General features: G+C 65.7%; 21 protein-coding genes. 7 read left to right on the forward strand and 14 right to left on the reverse strand.

Annotated features, from left to right (window positions below; genetic code table 11):
• Positions 1-5: 5 nt before the first annotated feature.
• From G6N42_RS11200 to G6N42_RS11220, 6 genes are all read right to left on the reverse strand, one after another.
• The gene (locus G6N42_RS11200) at positions 6-1064 is read right to left on the reverse strand and encodes a sulfate/molybdate ABC transporter ATP-binding protein (protein WP_163729644.1); all 1059 of its coding nucleotides are present in this window, start codon (positions 1062-1064) and stop codon (positions 6-8) included.
• A 17-nt stretch (positions 1065-1081) separates the two neighbouring features.
• Positions 1082-1894 carry a sulfate ABC transporter permease subunit CysW gene (cysW, locus tag G6N42_RS11205; protein WP_163729646.1) on the reverse strand — a complete coding sequence of 271 codons (813 nt, stop codon included), beginning with the start codon at positions 1892-1894 and terminating at the stop codon, positions 1082-1084.
• The gene (gene cysT / locus G6N42_RS11210; RefSeq protein ID WP_163729648.1) at positions 1891-2769 is read right to left on the reverse strand and encodes a sulfate ABC transporter permease subunit CysT; all 879 of its coding nucleotides are present in this window, start codon (positions 2767-2769) and stop codon (positions 1891-1893) included. The genes cysW and cysT overlap by 4 nt, the downstream gene beginning before the upstream one ends.
• Entirely contained in the window at positions 2766-3797 is a 1032-nt protein-coding gene (locus G6N42_RS11215) for a sulfate ABC transporter substrate-binding protein (protein WP_163729650.1), read from the reverse strand. The genes cysT and G6N42_RS11215 overlap by 4 nt, the downstream gene beginning before the upstream one ends.
• Positions 3798-3913: 116 nt before the next feature.
• Positions 3914-4006: an Ms4533A family Cys-rich leader peptide gene (locus tag G6N42_RS31575; protein WP_350310121.1), complete on the reverse strand. Its 93-nt coding sequence runs from the start codon at positions 4004-4006 to the stop codon at positions 3914-3916.
• Positions 4007-4142: 136 nt separating this feature from the next.
• The gene (locus tag G6N42_RS11220; RefSeq protein WP_083125268.1) at positions 4143-4343 is read right to left on the reverse strand and encodes a hypothetical protein; all 201 of its coding nucleotides are present in this window, start codon (positions 4341-4343) and stop codon (positions 4143-4145) included.
• A 32-nt stretch (positions 4344-4375) separates the two neighbouring features.
• Here G6N42_RS11220 and G6N42_RS11225 point away from each other — a divergent pair, with 32 nt between their 5' ends.
• Positions 4376-5599: an FAD-dependent oxidoreductase gene (locus tag G6N42_RS11225; RefSeq protein WP_163729653.1), complete on the forward strand. Its 1224-nt coding sequence runs from the start codon at positions 4376-4378 to the stop codon at positions 5597-5599.
• A 67-nt stretch (positions 5600-5666) separates the two neighbouring features.
• Positions 5667-7673 (forward strand): glycoside hydrolase family 15 protein, encoded by a 2007-nt coding sequence (locus G6N42_RS11230; RefSeq protein ID WP_163729655.1) that lies wholly within the window; start codon positions 5667-5669, stop codon positions 7671-7673.
• A gap of 101 nt (positions 7674-7774) precedes the next feature.
• Here G6N42_RS11230 and G6N42_RS11235 read toward each other — a convergent pair whose 3' ends face one another.
• The 3 genes from G6N42_RS11235 to lepA are packed head-to-tail and all read right to left on the reverse strand — an operon-like array spanning position 7775 to position 11122.
• Entirely contained in the window at positions 7775-8488 is a 714-nt protein-coding gene (locus G6N42_RS11235; RefSeq protein WP_163729657.1) for a sensor domain-containing protein, read from the reverse strand.
• Positions 8489-8544: 56 nt separating this feature from the next.
• Positions 8545-9258 (reverse strand): sensor domain-containing protein, encoded by a 714-nt coding sequence (locus G6N42_RS11240; RefSeq protein WP_163729659.1) that lies wholly within the window; start codon positions 9256-9258, stop codon positions 8545-8547.
• Positions 9259-9274: 16 nt separating this feature from the next.
• Positions 9275-11122 carry a translation elongation factor 4 gene (lepA, locus tag G6N42_RS11245; RefSeq protein ID WP_163737317.1) on the reverse strand — a complete coding sequence of 616 codons (1848 nt, stop codon included), beginning with the start codon at positions 11120-11122 and terminating at the stop codon, positions 9275-9277.
• A gap of 95 nt (positions 11123-11217) precedes the next feature.
• Here lepA and G6N42_RS11250 point away from each other — a divergent pair, with 95 nt between their 5' ends.
• Positions 11218-11817, forward strand: coding sequence for a type II toxin-antitoxin system PemK/MazF family toxin (locus tag G6N42_RS11250; RefSeq protein ID WP_163729661.1), 600 nt, complete (start codon positions 11218-11220; stop codon positions 11815-11817).
• A 99-nt stretch (positions 11818-11916) separates the two neighbouring features.
• Here G6N42_RS11250 and G6N42_RS11255 read toward each other — a convergent pair whose 3' ends face one another.
• Both G6N42_RS11255 and G6N42_RS11260 read right to left on the reverse strand, forming a co-directional pair.
• On the reverse strand, positions 11917-12525 hold the full coding sequence (locus tag G6N42_RS11255) for a GNAT family N-acetyltransferase (protein WP_163729663.1): 609 nt from the start codon (positions 12523-12525) through the stop codon (positions 11917-11919).
• Entirely contained in the window at positions 12518-12946 is a 429-nt protein-coding gene (locus G6N42_RS11260; protein WP_163729665.1) for a CBS domain-containing protein, read from the reverse strand. The genes G6N42_RS11255 and G6N42_RS11260 overlap by 8 nt, the downstream gene beginning before the upstream one ends.
• Positions 12947-13108: 162 nt before the next feature.
• On the opposite strand from G6N42_RS11260, the gene G6N42_RS11265 reads away from it, so the two are divergent.
• The 3 genes from G6N42_RS11265 to G6N42_RS11275 all read left to right on the forward strand — a co-directional run bounded on the left by G6N42_RS11265 (position 13109) and on the right by G6N42_RS11275 (position 16203).
• Positions 13109-14128: an aldo/keto reductase gene (locus G6N42_RS11265; protein WP_163729667.1), complete on the forward strand. Its 1020-nt coding sequence runs from the start codon at positions 13109-13111 to the stop codon at positions 14126-14128.
• 37 nt (positions 14129-14165) lie between these two features.
• Positions 14166-15029: a ribonuclease Z gene (locus G6N42_RS11270; protein ID WP_083125259.1), complete on the forward strand. Its 864-nt coding sequence runs from the start codon at positions 14166-14168 to the stop codon at positions 15027-15029.
• A 217-nt stretch (positions 15030-15246) separates the two neighbouring features.
• A complete protein-coding gene (locus G6N42_RS11275; protein WP_174262058.1) occupies positions 15247-16203 on the forward strand; it encodes an esterase family protein in 957 nt (318 codons plus the stop codon).
• 2 nt (positions 16204-16205) lie between these two features.
• Here G6N42_RS11275 and G6N42_RS11280 read toward each other — a convergent pair whose 3' ends face one another.
• From G6N42_RS11280 to G6N42_RS11290, 3 genes are read right to left on the reverse strand one after another with little or no spacing between them, the layout of a single operon-like run.
• Positions 16206-17045 carry a transglutaminase family protein gene (locus G6N42_RS11280; RefSeq protein ID WP_163729669.1) on the reverse strand — a complete coding sequence of 280 codons (840 nt, stop codon included), beginning with the start codon at positions 17043-17045 and terminating at the stop codon, positions 16206-16208.
• Positions 17045-18022, reverse strand: a complete 978-nt coding sequence (locus G6N42_RS11285; protein WP_163729671.1) for an alpha-E domain-containing protein — start codon at positions 18020-18022, stop codon at positions 17045-17047. Before G6N42_RS11285 ends, G6N42_RS11280 begins: the two co-directional genes overlap by 1 nt.
• Complete coding sequence (locus G6N42_RS11290; protein WP_410506609.1) at positions 18022-19602, reverse strand: circularly permuted type 2 ATP-grasp protein; 1581 nt, start codon at positions 19600-19602, stop codon at positions 18022-18024. The genes G6N42_RS11285 and G6N42_RS11290 overlap by 1 nt, the downstream gene beginning before the upstream one ends.
• A gap of 289 nt (positions 19603-19891) precedes the next feature.
• Here G6N42_RS11290 and rpsT point away from each other — a divergent pair, with 289 nt between their 5' ends.
• Positions 19892-20152 (forward strand): 30S ribosomal protein S20, encoded by a 261-nt coding sequence (gene rpsT / locus G6N42_RS11295; RefSeq protein WP_083125256.1) that lies wholly within the window; start codon positions 19892-19894, stop codon positions 20150-20152.
• Positions 20153-20166 lie beyond the last annotated feature (14 nt).

The raw sequence follows: 20166 nt of genomic DNA on the forward strand, positions 1-20166 counted from the left end.
CCGGATCAGGCCGATGTCAGCGACTCGTCCTCGTCAGCTTTGTCGGCGGCGGGAAGGTCGGTACCGCCGGGCAGCGCCGGAACCCGCGTCGCACGCACGTACACGGTGTCCCCCTCCTTGAGGCCGAGCGCCTCAGCGTCACCACGCGTGATCTGCGCCGTGAACGGGGTCTTGTCCGCGGCGCTGGTCAGCTCTACGCGGACCTCGAAGCCCAACATGACGATTCGGTCGATGGTGGCTCGCAGCACTCCAGTGGTCTGAACAGAATCGTCGGAGTTCGCGATCGCCATATCGGGATTGCGGCCGACGCGAATGTCGTGCGGCCGGACCAGGCTGCCGTTGAGGGATGAGACCGCTCCGAGGAACGACATCACGAATGCGTTGGCCGGCTTGTCGTAGACATCGGTTGGCGAACCGACCTGTTCGATGCGGCCCTTGTTGAGCACCGCGATCCGGTCGGCGACGTCGAGCGCCTCCGCCTGATCGTGCGTCACCAGCACAGTGGTGACGTGTACTTCGTCGTGCAGTCGTCGCAGCCACGCCCGCAAGTCTTCGCGGACCTTGGCGTCCAAGGCGCCGAACGGCTCGTCCAGCAACAGCACCTGCGGGTCGACGGCGAGTGCCCGGGCCAGCGCCATACGCTGGCGCTGCCCACCGGAGAGCTGGTTGGGGTAGCGAGTTTGAAAACCGGCGAGCCCAACGACTTCAAGGAGGTTGTCGACCTTCTCGGCGATCTCCGCCTTCGACTTCTTTCGGATCTTCAAGCCGAAGGCGACGTTGTCGCGGACGGACAGATGCTTGAACGCCGCGTAGTGCTGGAAGACGAAGCCGATGCCGCGGCGCTGCGGCGGGACGCCGGTGACGTCCTCGCCATTGATGGTGATGGTCCCGGTATCTGGCTGGTCGAGTCCCGCGATCGCGCGCAGCAGCGTTGATTTGCCCGAACCGCTGGGGCCGAGCAGCGCGGTCAGCGAACCCGCGGGAACGTCGAAGTCGATGTTGTCCAGAGCTGCGAAGTCGCCGTAGCGCTTGTTCGCGTTCCGTACGGTGATCGCGTTCGTCATATCAGGGCTCCTCAAGCCTATTTGCTTGTATTTTCGCGGCGGGCGTCGAGAATCACTTGGGCGATCAGGACGACGACGGCCACCGCCATGAGCAGTGTGGAGATCGCGTACGCCCCGTACTCCGCACCGCGTGCATGACGGTCGGATACCAGCAGCGTCAGGGTCTGGGAGATACCGGGCAGGTTCGACGACACCATGATCACCGCGCCGTATTCGCCGAGCGTGCGCGCGACGGTCAAGACGACGCCGTACATGAGGCCCCATTTGATCGAGGGCAGCGTGATCCGCCAGAACGTCTGCCACCCACTGGAACCCAGTGTCGACGCGGCTTCCTCCTGGTCAGTACCCAACTCGTGCAGCACCGGTTCGACCTCACGGATGACATACGGGATCGTCACGAAAATACTGGCGAGCACGATCCCGGCGAAGCCGAAAATGATCTTGATACCGAAGTCGTTCTCGAGAAAGCCGAACACACCGGTCGAGCCCCACAGCAGGATGAGCGCCACGCCGACCACCACGGGTGACACCGCGAACGGCAGATCGATGACCGCTTGCAACACGCTCTTGCCGCGGAACTTGTTGCGCGCCAACACCAGCGCGGTCGGCACCCCGAAGACGACGTTGAGCGGCACCACGATCGCGACCACGATCAACGACAGTTGCAGTGCCGAAATGGCAGCCGGAGTGGTGATCGACTCGAAGAAGGCGCCGACTCCGGGCTCGAACGTCCGCCAGAGGATCAGTCCGACCGGCACGACGAGCAGGACCAAGACATACCCGAGCGCCAGGAATCGGAGCAGGTACCGCGTGGTGCGGGACAGGATCATGCGGCCAGCTCCTCCCGCTTCGCCGCCCGCGATCCGATGGTGCGAAGAATGAACAGGACGACGAACGAAATGACCAGCAGCACAATGGATACCGCTGCGGCGCCGGTCCGATCGTCGAACTCGATGAGTTGGCGGATGTACTGGGAAGAGACCTCTGTCTCGCCCGGAACCGCACCGCCGATGAGCACGACGGAACCGTACTCGCCGATCGCGCGGGAGAAAGCCAGGCCCGCTCCTGACAGCAGCGACGGCAGCAGCGCGGGCAGGATCACCAGCCGGAAGATGGTGAAGTTGTCGGCACCCAACGACGCCGCCGCCTCCTCGACCTCCCGGTCCAGTTCCAGCAGCACCGGTTGCACCGAACGAACGACGAACGGCAACGTGACGAACGCCAGCGCGATGCCGATGCCCCAGATGGTCTGCTGGAGCGAGATGCCAACCGGACTGTTGGGGCCGTACAGGGCCAACATCACGAGGCTGGCGACGATGGTCGGCAGCGCGAACGGCAGGTCGATGATCGCGTCGACGTAGCGCTTTCCGGGAAAGTCGTCGCGTGTCAGCACCCACGCGACGATCAATCCGAAGAACAGGTTGACGACCGCGACCGCCAGCGACACCGTCAACGTGACACGGAACGACTCGAGCGCGCCGTTGGAGGTGATCGCCTGCCAGAACGCGGCCCAGCCGCCGCCTGCCGATTGCCACACGATCGCGGCGAGCGGCAGCAGCACAATGACCGACAGCCATGTCGTCGCGACGCCGACGCGCAGCCGCGTGCTGCCGTAGCGGCTCCTGAAGAAGCCGCGAGGCGGCCCGGCTCCACCACTCCCGGTGGATTTCGGCCGGGTCGCCTCGTCGTCAAGAGCAGCTGTCATCCGGTGGCCTGTTTGTAGATCTTGGTGATCGATCCATTGTCCTTGTCGAACAGCGCGGGGTCGACCTCACTCCAGCCGCCCAGATCCGCGATCGTCCACAGCTTCTCCGGAGTCGGGAAGTCGGTCGAGAATTCCTCGGCGACCGCGGGGTCAACCGGCCGGAAGCCGGCCTGGGCCCAGATCTTCTGGCCCTCAGGGGTGTAGAGGAAGTTCTTCAGCGCGTTGGCCTGCTCCTGATGCGCGCTGGACGTAACCACCGCGACCGGGTTCTCGATCTTGAAGGTCTGCGGCGGGTTGACGTGCTCGACCGGCTTACCCTGGCGCTCGATGTTGATCGCCTCGTTCTCATAGCTCAGTAGCACATCACCCGTGCCCTGCAGGAACAGGTCGGTCGCCTCCCTACCCGACGACGGCCGCGTCCGGATGTGCTCGGTGACCAACTTGTTGACGAAGTCGAGCCCCGCCTGCTGATCCTGGCCGCCGTTGCTCTTGGCGGCGTACGGCGCCAGCAGGTTCCACTTGGCAGACCCCGAACTCAGCGGGCTCGGGCTGACGACCTCGAGCCCCGGCTGCAGCAGGTCATCCCAGTCCTTGATGTTCCTCGGGTTGCCCTTGCGCACGACCAGCGAGACAACCGAACCGAACGGGATGCCCTGGGTGGCGTCGGCATTCCAGTCCTTGGCCACCTTGTCGGCCTTGACCAGACGGGTGATGTCGGGTTCGACCGAGAAGTTGACCAGGTCCGCCGGCTTGCCGTCGACGACGGCACGCGACTGGTCGCCCGAGGCGCCGTAGGACGTGGTGACCGCGACCCCCTTGCCTTCTTCGGTCGCCGCGAACGCGGGGATGATCTTGCTCCAGCCCGGTTCGGGCACGGCGTAGGCGACCACCGTCAGGGTGGTGTCGGCGGCCCCTTGCTCACCGTCGCCGCCCGCGACGTCGCTGGATCCCCCGCCGCACGCGGCGAGCAGTGCCGCGGATGCCGCCGCGACGGCGGCGGTGCGCCACGTCTTACGAATGTTGACCATGATGACCTTTCGTTGCGGGAGTTACGTGGTGATCCCGTCACGACAGCAAGGTTATGCATCAGTATGTCGGCACTGTTCAGCCGCTACCGACACCAGACCGCGGGACGGGTGTGGAGTCAGCGACAACAACAGACATCAGCGACGGCGGTGAAACCCACGGCAATGAGGGTCAAGACATGACCACTCTTGTTGCCGGATGCCGTACGCATGGCGCGAACAATAACAGAGTCTTCCCAGGTTCTCCGCTCACGTTTGCCCGCTAGCGCGTCAGCCACCACATGACGACGACCAGCACCATGAGGATGACCAGCACCAACGTCACCCTCGACCTCGGCATGCCACCTCTCATCGCTGGTCCACGTCTTCGTCGTCGTGCTTGACCCGGCGCAAGACCCGTATCCCGTTCCCCAGTGCTCCGTCGAGTACCACTGCGACCCCGTAGGCCAGGGCCAGCACGACCGGCATCACCACCGCGGTCTGGGCGACGAACGGCAGTCCGGAGAGCCACAGCTCCACACCGTCCCACCAACTGAGGAAGCCGCCCATGCGGCCAGACTATTCGATGCGAAGATGACGTCGTGCCGGGCGAGAAATCAGAAACCACATGCATCGTCGCCGGTGGCGGTCCCGCGGGCATCATGCTCGGACTCCTGCTCGCCCGTGCGGGCGTGAACGTCACAGTCATGGAGAAGCATGCCGATTTTCTGCGCGACTTCCGCGGTGACACCGTGCACGCCAGCACCCTGCGCCTGCTGGACGAACTGGGGCTGACATCGGAGTTCGCGCAAGTTCCGCACCGTGAGATCGACACCCTGACCATGAGCGTCCAGGGCACCGAGGTGGGCATCGATCTGGGCCGAATTCCCGGTCCGCACAAGCACATTGCGCTTGTGCCGCAGTGGGATTTCCTCGAGTTGCTGGCCGCCGCCGCCGAGAAGGAGCCGACGTTTCGCCTGCTTCGCAGCACCGAAGTGCTCGGGCCGATGCTCAGCGACGAGAAGGTGGTCGGGGTGCGCTACCGCGGCGCTGACGGCGAGACTCGCGAGATGCGTGCCGCTCTGACGGTGGCGTGCGACGGCCGTTCGTCGACGCTGCGCGCGGCGATGGGTCTGCGGCCCCGAAGCTTCGGGGCGCCGATGGATGTGTGGTGGTTCAGGCTCCCCCGTGCGGCCGGCGATCCGCCCGGCCTGGCCGGTGTCCTCGGCGCCGGGGCGGCGCAGATCGTGATCGATCGCGGCGACTACTACCAGTGCGCCTACGTGATCCCCAAGGGCCGGGATGCCGAACTTCGGGCGCAGGGCATCGAGGCACTACACCGCGGCGTGGTGGGCCTCGTCCCGTGGTTGGCCGACCACGTCGCCTCCTTGACGTCGTTCAACGATGTCAAGCTGCTCGACGTGCAGCTCAACCGGCTGCGGCGATGGTATTGCGACGGCCTGTTGCTGATCGGCGACGCCGCCCACGCCATGTCCCCGGTCGGTGGGGTGGGGATCAACCTTGCGGTGGCAGATGCCGTCGCGGCGGCGGGGATGCTGGCGAGTCCGCTGCGGGAAGGCGCCGTCTCCACCAAGACCTTGGCCCGCGTCCAGGCCCGGCGCTGGCTGCCGGCGGCGCTCATTCAAGCGGTGCAACGCGTCGTCCACAATCGCGTCATCGCGGTGGCTGTGACCTCGACCCGGCCGGCCAAACCGCCGCTGCTCATCCGAATGGCGGCGCGGGTTCGCCCGCTGCGCACTGTGGCTGGGTACGGGATCGCCATCGGCCCCCTGCCCGAACACGTGCCGGAGTTTGCTCGGCGCTGACCGCGCCTTCGCAGGACACGCAGGCGATAAGTGGACGCCAGGCACGTCGGCAGTCGATGATGTCGGGATGGTTCTGCAAGACGCCGCCTCCGGTGGGCCATCGAAGGACATCGATTACAACGCCCCGTTGTCGGTGACGGCCCCGGTGCCGTACACCACCGGCGGGTCCCTGCGGAACCCGTTCCCGCCCATCGCCGACTACGCGTTCCTGTCGGACTGCGAAACCACCTGCCTGATCTCCTCGGCGGGGTCTGTCGAATGGTTGTGTGTCCCGCGCCCCGACTCCCCCAGCGTGTTCGGCGCCATCCTGGACCGTCGCGCCGGCCATTTCCGCCTCGCCCCGTACGGGGTTTCGGTGCCTGCCGCACGCCGCTACCTGCCCGGCAGCCTGATTTTGGAAACCACCTGGCAAACCCACACCGGCTGGGTGATCGTGCGCGACGCGCTCGTGATGGGTCCTTGGCACGACCTCGAGACCCGGTCGCGGACGCACCGTCGCACCCCGATGGACTGGGACGCCGAGCACATTCTGCTGCGCACCGTGCGATGTGTGAGCGGCACCGTCGAACTGGTGATGAACTGCGAGCCCGCGTTCGACTACCACCGGGTCGCCGCGACATGGGAGTACTCGGCCCAGGCATACAGCGAGGCGATCGCCCGCGCCAGCCGCGATCCTGACGCCCACCCGACGATGCGGCTGACGACCAATCTGCGGTTGGGACTGGAAGGGCACGAGGCGCGGGCGCGCACCCGGATGAAGGAGGGTGACAACGCCTACGTGGCGTTGAGTTGGTCCAAGCATCCGGCGCCGCAGACGTACGACGAAGCCGCCGACAAGATGTGGGCGACCAGCGAGTGTTGGCGGCAGTGGATCAACATCGGCGAATTCCCCGATCATCCATGGCGCGCCTACCTGCAGCGCAGCGCCCTCACGCTCAAGGGCCTCACATATTCGCCGACCGGCGCCCTGCTCGCCGCGCCCACCACGTCGCTGCCGGAAACCCCTCAGGGCGAACGTAACTGGGACTATCGCTACGCCTGGGTGCGTGACTCGACGTTCGCGCTGTGGGGTCTGTACACGTTGGGTCTGGACCGTGAGGCCGATGACTTCTTCGCGTTCATCGCCGACGTGTCCGGCGCCAACAACGGTGAGCGCCACCCACTTCAGGTGATGTACGCGGTCGGCGGTGAACGCAGCCTCGTCGAGGAGGAGCTTCACCACCTGTCCGGGTACGACAACGCCCGCCCGGTGCGGATCGGCAACGGCGCCTACAACCAGATGCAGCACGACATCTGGGGCACGATGCTGGATTCGGTGTACCTGCATGCCAAGTCGCGTGAGCAGATCTCCGACACGCTGTGGCCGGTGCTCAAGCAACAGGTCGAGGAAGCGATCAAGCACTGGAAGGAACCGGACCGCGGAATCTGGGAGGTGCGCGGCGAGCCGCAGCACTTCACGTCCAGCAAGATCATGTGCTGGGTCGCACTGGACCGAGGCTCCAAACTCGCGGAGTTGCAGGGCGAGAAGTCCTACGCGCAGCAATGGCGCGTGATCGCCGAGGAGATCAAGGCCGACATCCTCAAGAAGGGTGTGGACTCCCGCGGCGTGCTGACGCAGCGCTACGGCGACGATGCGCTCGACGCCTCGCTGCTCCTGGCGGTGCTGACCCGGTTCCTGCCCTCCGACGATCCGCGCGTGCGCGCAACGGTGCTCGCGATCGCCGACGAACTCACCGAAGAGGGCCTGGTGCTGCGGTACCGCGTCGAGGAAACCGACGACGGATTGTCCGGTGAGGAAGGCACATTCACGATCTGCTCGTTTTGGCTGGTGTCCGCGCTCGTCGAGATCGGCGAGATTCACCGCGCCAAGCACCTGTGTGAACGGCTGCTGTCGTTCGCCAGCCCGCTGCACCTCTATGCCGAGGAGATCGAGCCGAGGACCGGACGGCATCTCGGCAACTTCCCGCAGGCATTCACCCACCTGGCGTTGATCAACGCCGTCGTCCACGTGATCCGCGCCGAGGAGGAGGCTGACAGCTCAGGGGTTTTCGTGCCGGCCAATGCCCCGTCCTAGACACCCCGCCGCGAGCACTGTTACGCGCGTTGCGTACTCCTGCCAGGCAACGCATACCGCCTCGAGTTGCCCGGTCGAAACCGGGCCAGGCGGTCGGCCGGTTACTTCTCGGCGGCGTTGGCGACGATGTCGGTGACGATGGTCTCGGCCTCGTCCCCTGGTGAGTAGCTGCACGCCCACACCTCGACCGTGACGTTCGAAACCGGTGAAAGCGCGTGCTGGCATGCCCATCCGGCGGCGTCCCGTTGCGTCGTCACCTGAGTGACCAGGGCGTCTTCGGCATTGAACTCGTCGATATCCCAGTCATATGCGTCGCCGCCGTTGCCTACCGAAACGGTGGATTCGTTGCAACTCTCCCACTGCGCCTTGGACTTCTCGAAGAAATCCTGCGCCTTGTCGGCTGACGGATAGAGCACGACGGTCTGCTCGACCCAGTGCTCGTTGTCGTCGCCTTCTTCGCGCGATATCTGGTCCCGCACCGCGGTCCAGCCGCTGCCGGCGTACACGGGCTCCTCGGCCCCGTAGATCGCGCCGAGGCAGTCCGGGTCCGACACCGCGTCCGAATGGTCGGTCATCTCGTCCAGCTCGCTGGTGACCTCCATCGCGGACGAGCCCATGATCGCGTTGATCTCCCCGATCGGGAGCACCAGGTCGTCGAGTTTCGACTCGTCCAGCGGAGGCACGTCGCTGCGCCCGGCGTTCGGTGGACGCACCGCGGTACCCGCCACGGTGCTCACGCAGCCGGTGAGCAGGACGGATGCTGCGATCACGGCCGCGGCGGCGTGTCTCCGCTTGGCCGTACCGATGTAGGTCACCGCGTTATTGTGACCGACTGACGGCGAATGCGGGCACCACCGGCGAATTCCGGCGGCTACGCGGTGCCGACCTTCTCCAGCATCACCCGGGCCAACGTCGCGGCCGCCTGCGGGCCGCCCAAGCCGTTCATGTCGGAAACCTCCACGTCCACAACACAATCCGCCGCCACCCCGAGCGCGCGCTGGGACATCGAACCGGAGTCCTGCATCACCATCGCCGAGACCATCCGGCCGTCGACGGTCACGTCGGTGATCCTGCTCGTGCGTTGCGCACCGTGGTCGGGCTGATTCAGTACCAGCGCCTGTCCGTTGCACCGATGCCACTTGTCCGCCGCGTCGGCGAAGAACGCGCGCGCGTCGGCCTCAGAGGAGAACTGCACCACGCCGAAGAACCCCGACACCGGGGGCGCGTCGAACGATCCGCCTGTCCACGACTGGCTGGCGACCGATTGCACCGCAGCGGTGTCGTAGACCACCCGTTGCAGCCGGTACGTCGGGCTGACGCAGTCGGCGGGTGTGGCGTCAGCTTCGCCGATGGTGGCCAGGAGCATGCTCGGACCGCCCTGGACGCGCTGGCCCATCATGCCGTTGGGCCCCAGGACGGACAGCTCTTCCTGGGTGGGCAAAATCTTGTCGAGCGCACGCGCAGGAGAAGGTTGGACGGCTTCGGCGATGCGAACCGTGGGCCGCGCGTCCTGGACAGGAGCGCCACACGCCGCCAGCAGGACGCACGCGCTCAACGCACCCACTATGCGAGTCGTTGAGCGCATCATCTTCTGGTGGAACCTACTTCTTCGTCTTGTCGGCCGGGCCGTCGGTGGACAGAGCCGCGACGAATGCCTCCTGAGGCACTTCAACCCGACCTATGGTCTTCATTCGCTTCTTGCCCTCTTTTTGTTTCTCGAGCAGCTTGCGCTTGCGCGTGATGTCACCGCCGTAACACTTCGATAGCACGTCTTTGCGTATCGCGCGGATGTTTTCGCGAGCAATGATCTTCGAACCGATCGCGGCCTGCACCGGAACTTCGAACTGCTGACGCGGAATCAGCTCCTTGAGTTTGGTCGTCATCTTGTTGCCATAGGCGAACGCCGCGTCCTTGTGCACGATCGCGCTGAAGGCGTCGACGGCCTCGCCCTGCAACAGGATGTCGACCTTCACCAGATCCGCTTCCTGCTCGCCGGACTCCTCATAGTCGAGGCTGGCGTAGCCACGGGTGCGCGACTTCAGCGCGTCGAAGAAGTCAAAGATGATCTCTCCCAACGGCATTGTGTAGCGCAGCTCGACGCGCTCCGGCGACAGGTAGTCCATGCCGCCGAGCTCGCCGCGTCGGGACTGGCACAGTTCCATGATCGTGCCGATGAACTCGCTCGGCGCGATGATGGTGGTCTTCACCACTGGCTCGAACACCGTGCGGATCTTGCCTTCCGGCCAATCCGACGGGTTGGTGACGACCATCTCGCTGCCGTCTTCCTGTACCAGGCGATAGACAACGTTGGGCGAGGTCGAAATGAGGTCGAGGTTGAATTCGCGCTCGAGCCTCTCACGGGTGATCTCCATGTGCAGCAGCCCGAGGAAGCCGCAGCGGAAGCCGAACCCCAGCGCCACCGACGTCTCCGGCTCCCACGAGAGCGCGGCGTCGTTGAGCTGCAGCCGCTCGAGCGCATCGCGCAGATCCGGGTAATCCGAGCCGTCGACCGGATACAGCCCGGAGTAAACCATCGGGCGCGGCTCGCGATATCCCGTCAACGGTTCCGTCGCACCGTGTTTCGCACTCGTGACGGTGTCACCGACCTTTGACTGGCGCACGTCCTTCACACCGGTGATCAGGTAGCCGACCTCGCCAACGCCGAGACCCACCGACGGCTTCGGGTCGGGCGAGACGATGCCCACTTCCAGCAGCTCGTGGTGGGCACCGGTGGACATCATCTTGATGCGTTCACGCGGCACGATCTTGCCGTCCACCACGCGCACATACGTCACCACACCGCGGTAGGTGTCGTAGACGGAGTCGAAGATCATCGCGCGGGCCGGCGCGTCGGCGTCGCCCGTCGGCGGCGGCACCTCGCGCACGACGTGATCGAGCAGGTCCGCAACGCCGTCGCCCGTCTTGCCCGACACCCGCAGCACATCGGTGGGCTCACAACCGATGATGTGGGCGATCTCGGCCGCGTAGCGGTCCGGGTCGGCGGCCGGCAGGTCGATTTTGTTGAGCACCGGAATGATGTGCAGATCGCGGTCCAGCGCCAAATAGAGGTTCGCCAGCGTCTGGGCCTCGATGCCCTGAGCGGCGTCGACCAGCAGCACCGCGCCCTCGCACGCCTCCAGCGCCCGGGACACCTCGTAGGTGAAGTCGACGTGGCCCGGAGTGTCGATCAGATGGAGCACGAACTCCTCGTCACCGACCTTCCAGGGCAAGCGGACGTTCTGCGCCTTGATCGTGATGCCGCGCTCGCGCTCGATGTCCATCCGGTCCAAATACTGGGCGCGCATATCACGATCGGCGACCACGCCGGTCAGCTGCAGCATCCGGTCGGCCAGCGTCGACTTGCCGTGGTCGATATGGGCGATGATGCAGAAGTTCCGAATCTGCGCCGGCGCGGTGAACGTCTTGTCGGCGAAACTGCTGATGGGAATCTCCTGAGCCGGGTCGGATGGTGCGCTACCAGGGTATCTAGCGAGGCCCCCGGCGACACAATCGTGGGAACGGACCTTCCCTTAAGCTCGTCGATATGGCTCCCCCCTGGAAAGGGCTGCAGACCTTCCAGCGCTTTGCGGAGAACCTGGTGTTCAACGAGGCGCCGAAGTTCATCCGCCAGCAGCTGCAACCCGAGACCGTCGCGCGCGGTCTTCAATACGGCATCAAGCTCGGTATCGACGCCATCGTCGGCGCGCCGGCTGCTGAGCCCCGCGCGATCACCGCGGGCCGGCCGGTAAGCCAGAACTTCGTCCCGACCGCACACCGGGCCCGCAAGCTGTCCTACGCGCCCGACCTCGACGGCCAGGCCGATCCCGGAGAGATCGTGTGGACGTGGGTGGTCTACGAAGACGATCCGACCAAGGGTAAGGACCGGCCGGTGCTGATTGTCGGGCGTGACCGGGCCGTGCTGCTCGGCCTGATGCTCTCCAGCCAGGAACATCACCGCGAAGACCCCAATTGGGTCAGCATCGGCACCGGCACCTGGGACTACGAGAGCAGGGCGAGCTGGGTGCGGCTGGACCGCGTGCTCGACGTGCCGGAAGAGGGCATCCGCCGCGAGGGCGCGATCCTGGCGCGGGAGAAGTTCGAGGTCGTGGCCGCGCGGCTACGCGCCGAGTACTCCTGGAGCTGATTTCTCCCTCGCGAGCGACCGTGTTTGCACAGCAACACGCCGCATACCGCGTGCATTTTGGGGTCGTTCGCGGCTTCTGGCGGGCCCTCGCGGATCAGGTCAGCGAGGCTCGCGCCACATCGGCCACATCGACGGTCCCCCGTCGGGCACCTTGATCTCGCCGATGACCTCGAACCCGAACCGCAGGTAGTACGCCTCGTTCTTCGGGTTGCTGTTCTCCAGATACGCGGGCACACGCTCGGCGTCGCAGCGGTCGAGCCGCGACCGCATCAACGCCTGGCCCAAGCCCGCCCCGCGCACTGACGGGTCACTGCCGATCAGCATCAGGTACCAATGCGGCTCTTCCGGATGGTGCTCCTCCATGATCTCTTGCAGCCGCACGCTCGCGGGTACACGGGACCGCAGCGACCACAGCATCACGGGGGCCATCCGCAGCTCCTCGAACCACGACGTCTTGCGCTGACCCGGCGGATCCCACAACGTGGCTGCACCGACGGGCCCGCCGCGCCTGCCGACCTCCGAACCCCCACGCGGCAGGAAGTGGTGCCGCGCCAAGCCGGTGAACGCCCGGGTCAGCCCCTTCAATCGGGTTCGGTCGTCGGGCAGCATCCACGACGTCACCGGGTCGTCGTAGAACGCGCGCGCCAGCACCGTGCCGATCCGTCGTGCGTCGCGCCGCTGCGCCGCCTCGACCTCGATCTCAGCCACGTGTGATGTAGGCCTGCAGCTGCTCCTGCTGCGCTTCGAGCTCTTCCATACGTGTCTTGACGACGTCACCGATGCTGACGATCCCGGTGAGCCTGCCGTTCTCCATCACCGGGATGTGGCGGACCCGCTTGGTGGTCATCAGCGCGCTGAGACTGTCCACCGTGTCGGTCGGGGTGCATGTGGCGACGAACGTCGTCATGATCTCCGAAACCGGCATCCGCAGCAGGTCGGCGCCGCGCTGGTGCAGCGCGCGGACGACGTCGCGCTCGGAGACGATGCCGATCACGCCGTCGGGCGAGACCACCACCATCGCGCCGATGTTGTGCACGGAGAGTTCGGTGAGCAGCCCGGACACCGAGGTCTCCGGGGTGATGGTCGCCACCGACGCACCCTTGTTCCGCAATACGTCCGCGATCCGCATCGTTGCCTCCGCTCGTGACCTGGCTCACTTCAGGCTAGGTCCGACTCGCGCCGCGCGAAAGGTTTTGGCATAGCTGTCCCAAAGTGCCCTTCCGAGGAATAGAACGGTGGTAGGCGCGGCTGGACCCTTTGACTTTCGACAGTCGACGCGGAAGGAACGAACATGGCAGCGGACAACGCCGTGCCCACCGTCGCGCTGGGCGACGAACTATCAGTCAGCGCAATCGGTTTCGGTGCAATGGCGCTGACTCCCGTATACGGCGAGGTCGACGACACCGAGTCGCTGACCACCCTGCATCGCTGTATCGACCTGGGTGTGACCTTCATCGACACCGCGAACGTCTATGGCGGCGGCGAAAACGAGCGGCTGATCGCCCAGCTGTTGGCCGACCGTCGGGACGAGGTCACCTTGGCAACGAAGTTCGGCATCACCGGCAATCCGGCCAATCGCGCGGCGCAAGAACTCGCGGCACGCGGAGATGCCGCGTACGTCCGCGCGTGCATCGACGAGAGCCTGCAGCGGCTGCAGACCGACGCGGTTGACCTCTACTACATGCACCGGCGCGATACGAGCGTGCCAATCGAAGAAACGGTGGGCGCCATGGCCGAGCTGGTGACGGCGGGCAAGGTTCGCCACCTCGGGCTCTCGGAGGTCACCGCCGACGAGCTGCGGGCCGCGGTGGCCGTGCACCCGATCGCGGCGGTACAGAGCGAATGGTCGATCTGGAGCCGCGACGTGGAAGCCAGCGTCGTCCCGGCCGCCGCCGAACTCGGTGTCGGGTTCGTCCCCTACTCACCGCTCGGCCGCGGCTTCCTGACCGGCACGATCACGTCTAGCGACGACCTGCCGTCCGGGGATTTCCGGCGCACCATGCCCCGATTCGGCGACGGTGCGCTGGACGCGAATCTGGCGGTGGTGGAGCTCGTGAAAGGTGTCGCCGCTCAACAGGGCGCCACGCCCGCGCAGGTGGCGCTGGCGTGGCTGCGGTATCGCGCACAGACGCTCGGTGTCGCGGCGGTGCCGATCCCAGGCACCCGGCGGGCGGCTCGCGTCGAAGAGAACCTCGGCTCGCTGTCGGTGACGCTGACGACGCAACAGCTCGACGCACTGGATGCTGCGGCGGCTGCGGTCACGGGGCACCGCTTCGGAAACCTCAGCTGGGTGTCCGCGGGCCGCGAATAACGCCCATCGGTCCGGCTCGGCGGGTATACCTAGGCCCATGATCGAGGTGACGCTGCTCGGCACCGGAAGCCCCATCCCCGACGCGAACCGCGCGGGCCCGTCGACGCTTGTCCGAGCGGGCGGTCAGACGTTCCTGATCGACTGCGGCCGCGGCGTTCAGCAACGGCTCACCGGCGCGGGCACCGGAGCCAATGCGTTGACGGCGCTGCTGCTGACCCACCTGCACAGTGACCACATCGCCGATCTTGGCGACGTGATCATCACCCGCTGGGTATCGACGTTCACCCCCGATCCCGCACCTCTGCCCATCATCGGTCCCCCCGGCACCGCCGAGGTGGTCGAGAACACGCTCAAGGCGTTCGGGTTCGACATCGGGTACCGCATCGCTCACCATGCGGACCTGAACTCACCGCCGCCGGTAGAGGTCTTCGAGTACACCGACGGCCCGGTGTGGGATCGCGACGGTGTGCAGATTCGCGTCGCACCGACCGACCACCGCCCGGTGGCGCCCACCATCGGCTTTCGTATCGAGCATGCCGGGGCCTCGGTCGTGCTGGCCGGCGACACCGTGCCGTGTGAGAGCCTCGACGCTCTGGCATCCGGCGCTGGCGCGTTGGTGCACACAGTGATTCGCAAGGACCTGATCGACGCCATGCCGATGCAGCGCATCAGGGATATCTGCGACTACCACTCCTCTGTCGAGCAGGCCGCGGAGACTGCGACACGAGCCGGTGTGGGCATTCTCATCCTCACCCACTACGTGCCCGCGATCGCGCCCGGCGCCGAAGACGAGTGGCGTGCATTGGCGGCGACGGCGTTCGATCGCCAGATCGAGGTGGGTGACGACCTGCATCGCGTCGAGGTCCACCCCGGCGTCTGCGCCAAGCCCGCGGGTTCATGACCGAACAGTGACGCTTCCGGCGCGACCACGCCGGCGTCCGTAACGTGGCGGTGTCGGCTGCCGACGAATTGAATGGCGGCGCTGTTGGTCAGCGCTGACCTCTGCGGCAGGTGTGAAGCAGAAGCACCTGAACCGGCATCGTCGGGAACGCCGGCCCGTAGCTCGGAAATCGAAGACCGCAAACACTGCGGCATTACCCGAAAGATGTGCGATACACATGACATCAGTGAGCACAATGGCGCGCAGATTCTGTGCAGCCGCCCTGGCCGCCCTCGTCCTGCCAGGTTTGATCGCGGTCGCAGGCCAAACCGGATCGGCCGCCGCCTACTCCCGGCCCGGACTTCCCGTCGAGACGCTGATGGTGCCGTCCGCCGCGATGGGACGCGACATCCCCGTGCGATTCCAAGGTGGCGGCACGCGCGCCGTGTACCTTCTCGACGGTCTTCGCGCCCGCGATGACAACAGCGGCTGGGACATCGAGACCGCCGCGTTCGAGGACTACTACCAGTCCGGGTTGTCCGTCGTGATGCCCGTCGGCGGAATGTCGAGCTTCTACACCAACTGGCAGGGTCCGGCGGTCGGCAACGGCACCACCTACAACTACCAGTGGGAGACGTTTCTGACCTCGGAGCTGCCCGCCTACCTCTCTGCCAACAAAGGCATCTCCCCCACCGGAAACGCCGTGGTGGGACTGTCCATGTCGGGTAGCTCGGCGTTGATCCTGGCCGCGTACCACCCAGCGCAGTTCGTCTACGCGGGATCGCTGTCGGGGTTCCTGAACCTGTCCGAAGGCATCTGGCCGGCGCTGGTCGGAATCTCGATGCGCGACGCCGGCGGATTCGACGCGAGCGCGATGTGGGGACCCGGCGGCGGGCCGGCCTGGCAGCGCAACGACCCGACGGTCAACGTTCAGAGGCTGGTCAACAATGGCACCCGGATCTGGGTGTACTGCGGCAGCGGCAGGCCCGGCGAGTTGGGTGACACGGGTCTTCCCGGTCAGGTCCTCGAAAGCATCACGTTGGACAGCAACAAGAACTTCCAGCGGCTCTACGTCGCCGACGGCGGCAACAACGGGACGTTCAACTTCCCGCCCAACGGCATCCACGATTGGGCCTACTGGGGTTCTCAGCTGAGGGCGATGAAGGGCGACATCCAGGCCACCCTCGGCGCGTAACCCTAAGCCAGCCGGGTGATCTCCACGACGACGTCGAGGTCGGTCGAGCCTTCGCCGGAGTAGATGCCCTTGAGTGGGCTGACATCCGAATAGTCGCGGCCGACACCGACACTGATGTACTGCTCGTTGATCTCGGCGTCGTTCGTGGGGTCGTAGTTCCACCAACCACCGGTCCACGCCTGCACCCACGCGTGGCTCTGCCCGTCGATGGTGTCATCGATCTTGGCCTTCTTGTTCGGATGCAGATACCCGGACACGTAGCGGGCGGGAATTCCCATGCTGCGCAGCAGGATCAGCGTCAGATGGGCGAAGTCTTGGCAGACCCCCTTGCCTTCGCGGTGCGCGTCCAGCCCGGACGAATGCACGCCGGTGGTTCCGGGAACGTACTCGAGTTCACTGTGCACCCAGTTGGCGGCCGCGACAACGGCCTCACGCGGATCGTGGTCCTTGATGATGCGCTGCCCCACCCGCGCAATTCGCTTGCTCTCCGGTGTGTAGTGCGTCGGGCCGAGCACTTCGTCGAACCGGTCGATCGCCCCCGCTGACCGCAGATCCTCCCAGCTGACATCCTCTTTCGGCATGGCGCCGCGGTTGGTCTCCACCACCGACGACGACGTCACCTCCAGCTCGGTGTGGGGCGCGTGCAGGTCGAACGCCGTAACCGCCGTGCCCCAATAGTCGACGTAGCGGTATGACCTTGTCGCGGGCACGGTTTCGACACGGTTCAAGATGACGTTTTGCCGGGCGTCCGAGCGTGGAGTCAGCCTGGCCTCGTTGAACGACGCAGTCACCGGTGACTTGTAGGCGTAGCCGGTGGAATGGACCACTCTCAGCCGCCACATCAGACTTCGCCTTCCTCGATGACCAGAGAGCCGTTATGTCCCGCGTCCGTCCATGCGACCCACGGGGCGGAGTGGAAGTACTCCAACGCCAACGCTTCCCCGACATCGGCACAGACCTTCTGCAGCCCGGCGAGACGCTCCTCGAGTGAATCCAGGAGCAGTCCGGGGCGCAGGAACTCCAGCTCGCTGCGCGCGCGGCCCAGCAGCCGTTGGGTTTCCGCGGTCGCACCGACGCGATTGAGGGCGCGGTGGCGCAGTTCGTCGAGGCTGTGTTCGGCCAGCCGCAGCGAATACATGACCGATCGCGGGAAAAGCCGGTCCAGCAGCATGAACTCGACGACACGGCCCGCATCCAGCACGCCACGGTAGGTGCGTAGATATGTGTCGTGCGCGCCCGCAGAACGAAGCACCGTCACCCACGCCGGTGAGGACGCACTGTCGCCGACACGGGCCAGCAGCAGCCGGACGGTCATGTCGACCCGTTCGATCGCGCGGCCCAAGACCATGAAGCGGTAGCCGTCGTCGCGGCTCAACGTCGAATCCGCCAAACCGGCGAACATTGCCGCGCGGCCCTCGACAAATGACAGAAACTCATGTGGCCCAAGACGTTTCGCTGCGCGCTCACGTTCAGCGAGTGCGTTGTAGGTCGTGTTGAGGCATTCCCAGATCTCCGTTGAGGTGACCTCGCGAGCACCGCGGGCATTCTCGCGCGCGGCCGAGATGGCCTCGACGATCGAACACGCTCCGTGTGAGTCCCGGCCGAAGGCGACGATGTCGGTCAACGACCACACGTCCAGCGACTCCTCGGGCGGCTCGATGCCGAGCACGCGCAGCAGAGTCCGTGACGCCTGATCGGGGTCGACGCTGGAGTCCTCGAGCAATTGGTGGACCGTCACATCGAGGATTCGGGCGGTGTCGTCGGCCCGCTCGACATAGCGTCCGATCCAATACAGCGATTCAGCGTTGCGGGCCAACATCATTGGCTCCCTTGCGCTTGCTGCTGTTGTTGCTGTTGCTGAGTCTGGGATCCGTTCGTGGCGCCCGTCGGCTGCGACTGCTGTTGTTGCTGCTGTTGTGAGCTCTCGGAACCGTTGTCGCTCTTCGGCGCCTTCGGCGCCTTGGGCAGCGACCGCACCACTTCGGCCGCGGCGAGCTCACGGTCGGCGACCGAGGTGCGCGACGCCAGCACCCAGGTGTCCTTGGATCCCCCTCCCTGGCTGGAGTTGACGACCAGCGACCCTTCGGGCAGGGCCACTCGCGTCAGGCCGCCGGGCAGCACCCAGACATCGTCACCATCGTTGACGGCGAACGGACGCAGGTCGACGTGCCGGGGCGCCAGGCTGTCGCCGATCTGGGTCGGGACGGTGGAGAGCTGAACCACCGGCTGCGCGATCCAGCCGCGCGGGTCGCTCCGGATCTTCTTGCTGATCGCAGCGAGTTCCTTCTCCGACGCATCGGGGCCGAACACGATGCCGTAGCCGCCCGAGCCTTCGACCGGTTTGATGACCAATTCATCCACTCGATCGAGGACTTCCTCACGTTCCTCGTCGAGCCAGCACCGAAAGGTGTCGACGTTGGCCAGTAGCGGCTTTTCGCCCAGGTAGTACTCGATGATCGTGGGGACGTAGGTGTAGACGAGCTTGTCATCGCCGACGCCGTTGCCGACTGCGCTGGAGATGACGACGTTGCCCGCCCGCGCGGCATTGAGCAGGCCGGCAACGCCGAGTACCGAGTTGGGATTGAACTGCATCGGGTCGAGGAAGTCGTCGTCGATGCGCCGGTAGATGACGTCGACCTGGCGCTCGCCCTCGGTGGTGCGCATGTAGACGGTGTTGTCGCGACAGAACAGGTCGCGACCCTCGACGAGTTCGACGCCCATCTGACGGGCGAGCAGCGAATGTTCGAAGTACGCCGAGTTGTAGACGCCGGGCGTCAGCACGACGACGGTCGGATCGGCCTCGTTGGAGGCGGCCGCATTGCGCAGTGCCCGCAACAGATGTGACGAGTAGTCGCCGACGGCCCGCACCCGGTGAGTGGCGAACAGATTGGGGAAGACCCGCGCCATCGTCCGCCGGTTCTCCATCACGTAGGAGACTCCCGACGGTGAGCGCAGGTTGTCCTCGAGCACGCGGAAGGCGCCCTGCGCGTCGCGAACGAGGTCGATGCCTGCGACGTGGATACGGACGCCGTTGGGCGGGGATATGCCCACCGCCTCACGGTGGAAGTGCTCGCATGAGGTCACCAGCCGGCGCGGAATGACCCCGTCGCGCAAGATCTCCTGTTCGCCGTAGATGTCGTCGAGATAGGCCTCGAGCGCCTTGACCCGCTGGGTGATCCCCTTCTCGAGCCGAGTCCACTCCGCCGCCGAAATCACCCGCGGGACGAGATCCAGCGGAAACGGCCGCTCCTGACCGGATAGCGAGAACGTGATGCCCTGGTCGATGAAGGCACGCCCGAGGGCCTCGGCGCGGGCCGCCAGCTCGGAGGCGTCAGTCGGCTCCAGCTCGGCGAAGATGCCCTTGTAGGGGCCCCGGACGTTGCCCTGGGCGTCGAACATCTCGTCGAACGCCTTCGAATAGCTGCCCAGGCTGTTGTAGCCCTCGAAAACGCCGTCGTGACGTCGGGGCTTTGTCGAGCGGGTTCGCGACGATCGTGCGGTGTCGGCGGGAAGTGTTCGAAGACTCACCATTGACATGCTGCACCAAGTGCGGCGTTTCGGCAGGCCAGCGACGTCACTTTGGGCATTTACCCACTGCGCTGGTAATCTGAACCCTCGCTGCCCGCAGGTCGGGGGCCCAATAACGTCTTTGCATTCAACCAACCTGGATTTACGAAGGAAAACACGCGTGGCCAACATCAAGTCGCAGGAAAAGCGCATCAAGACCAACGAGCGCCGCAGACTGCGCAACAAGTCGGTGAAGTCGTCTCTTCACACGGCTGTCCGCGGATTCCGGGAGGCCGTCGAGGCCGGGGACAAGGACAAGGCCAACGAGTTGCTGCTGAAGACCAGCCGTCAGCTCGACAAGGCCGCCAGCAAAGGCGTGATCCACAAGAACCAGGCGGCCAACCGCAAGTCCGCGCTGTCGCGCGCGTTCAACAAGATCTGATTCCGCCCGTCCGC

It is taken from the genome of Mycobacterium gallinarum, from assembly GCF_010726765.1.
Lineage (GTDB): Bacteria > Actinomycetota > Actinomycetes > Mycobacteriales > Mycobacteriaceae > Mycobacterium > Mycobacterium gallinarum.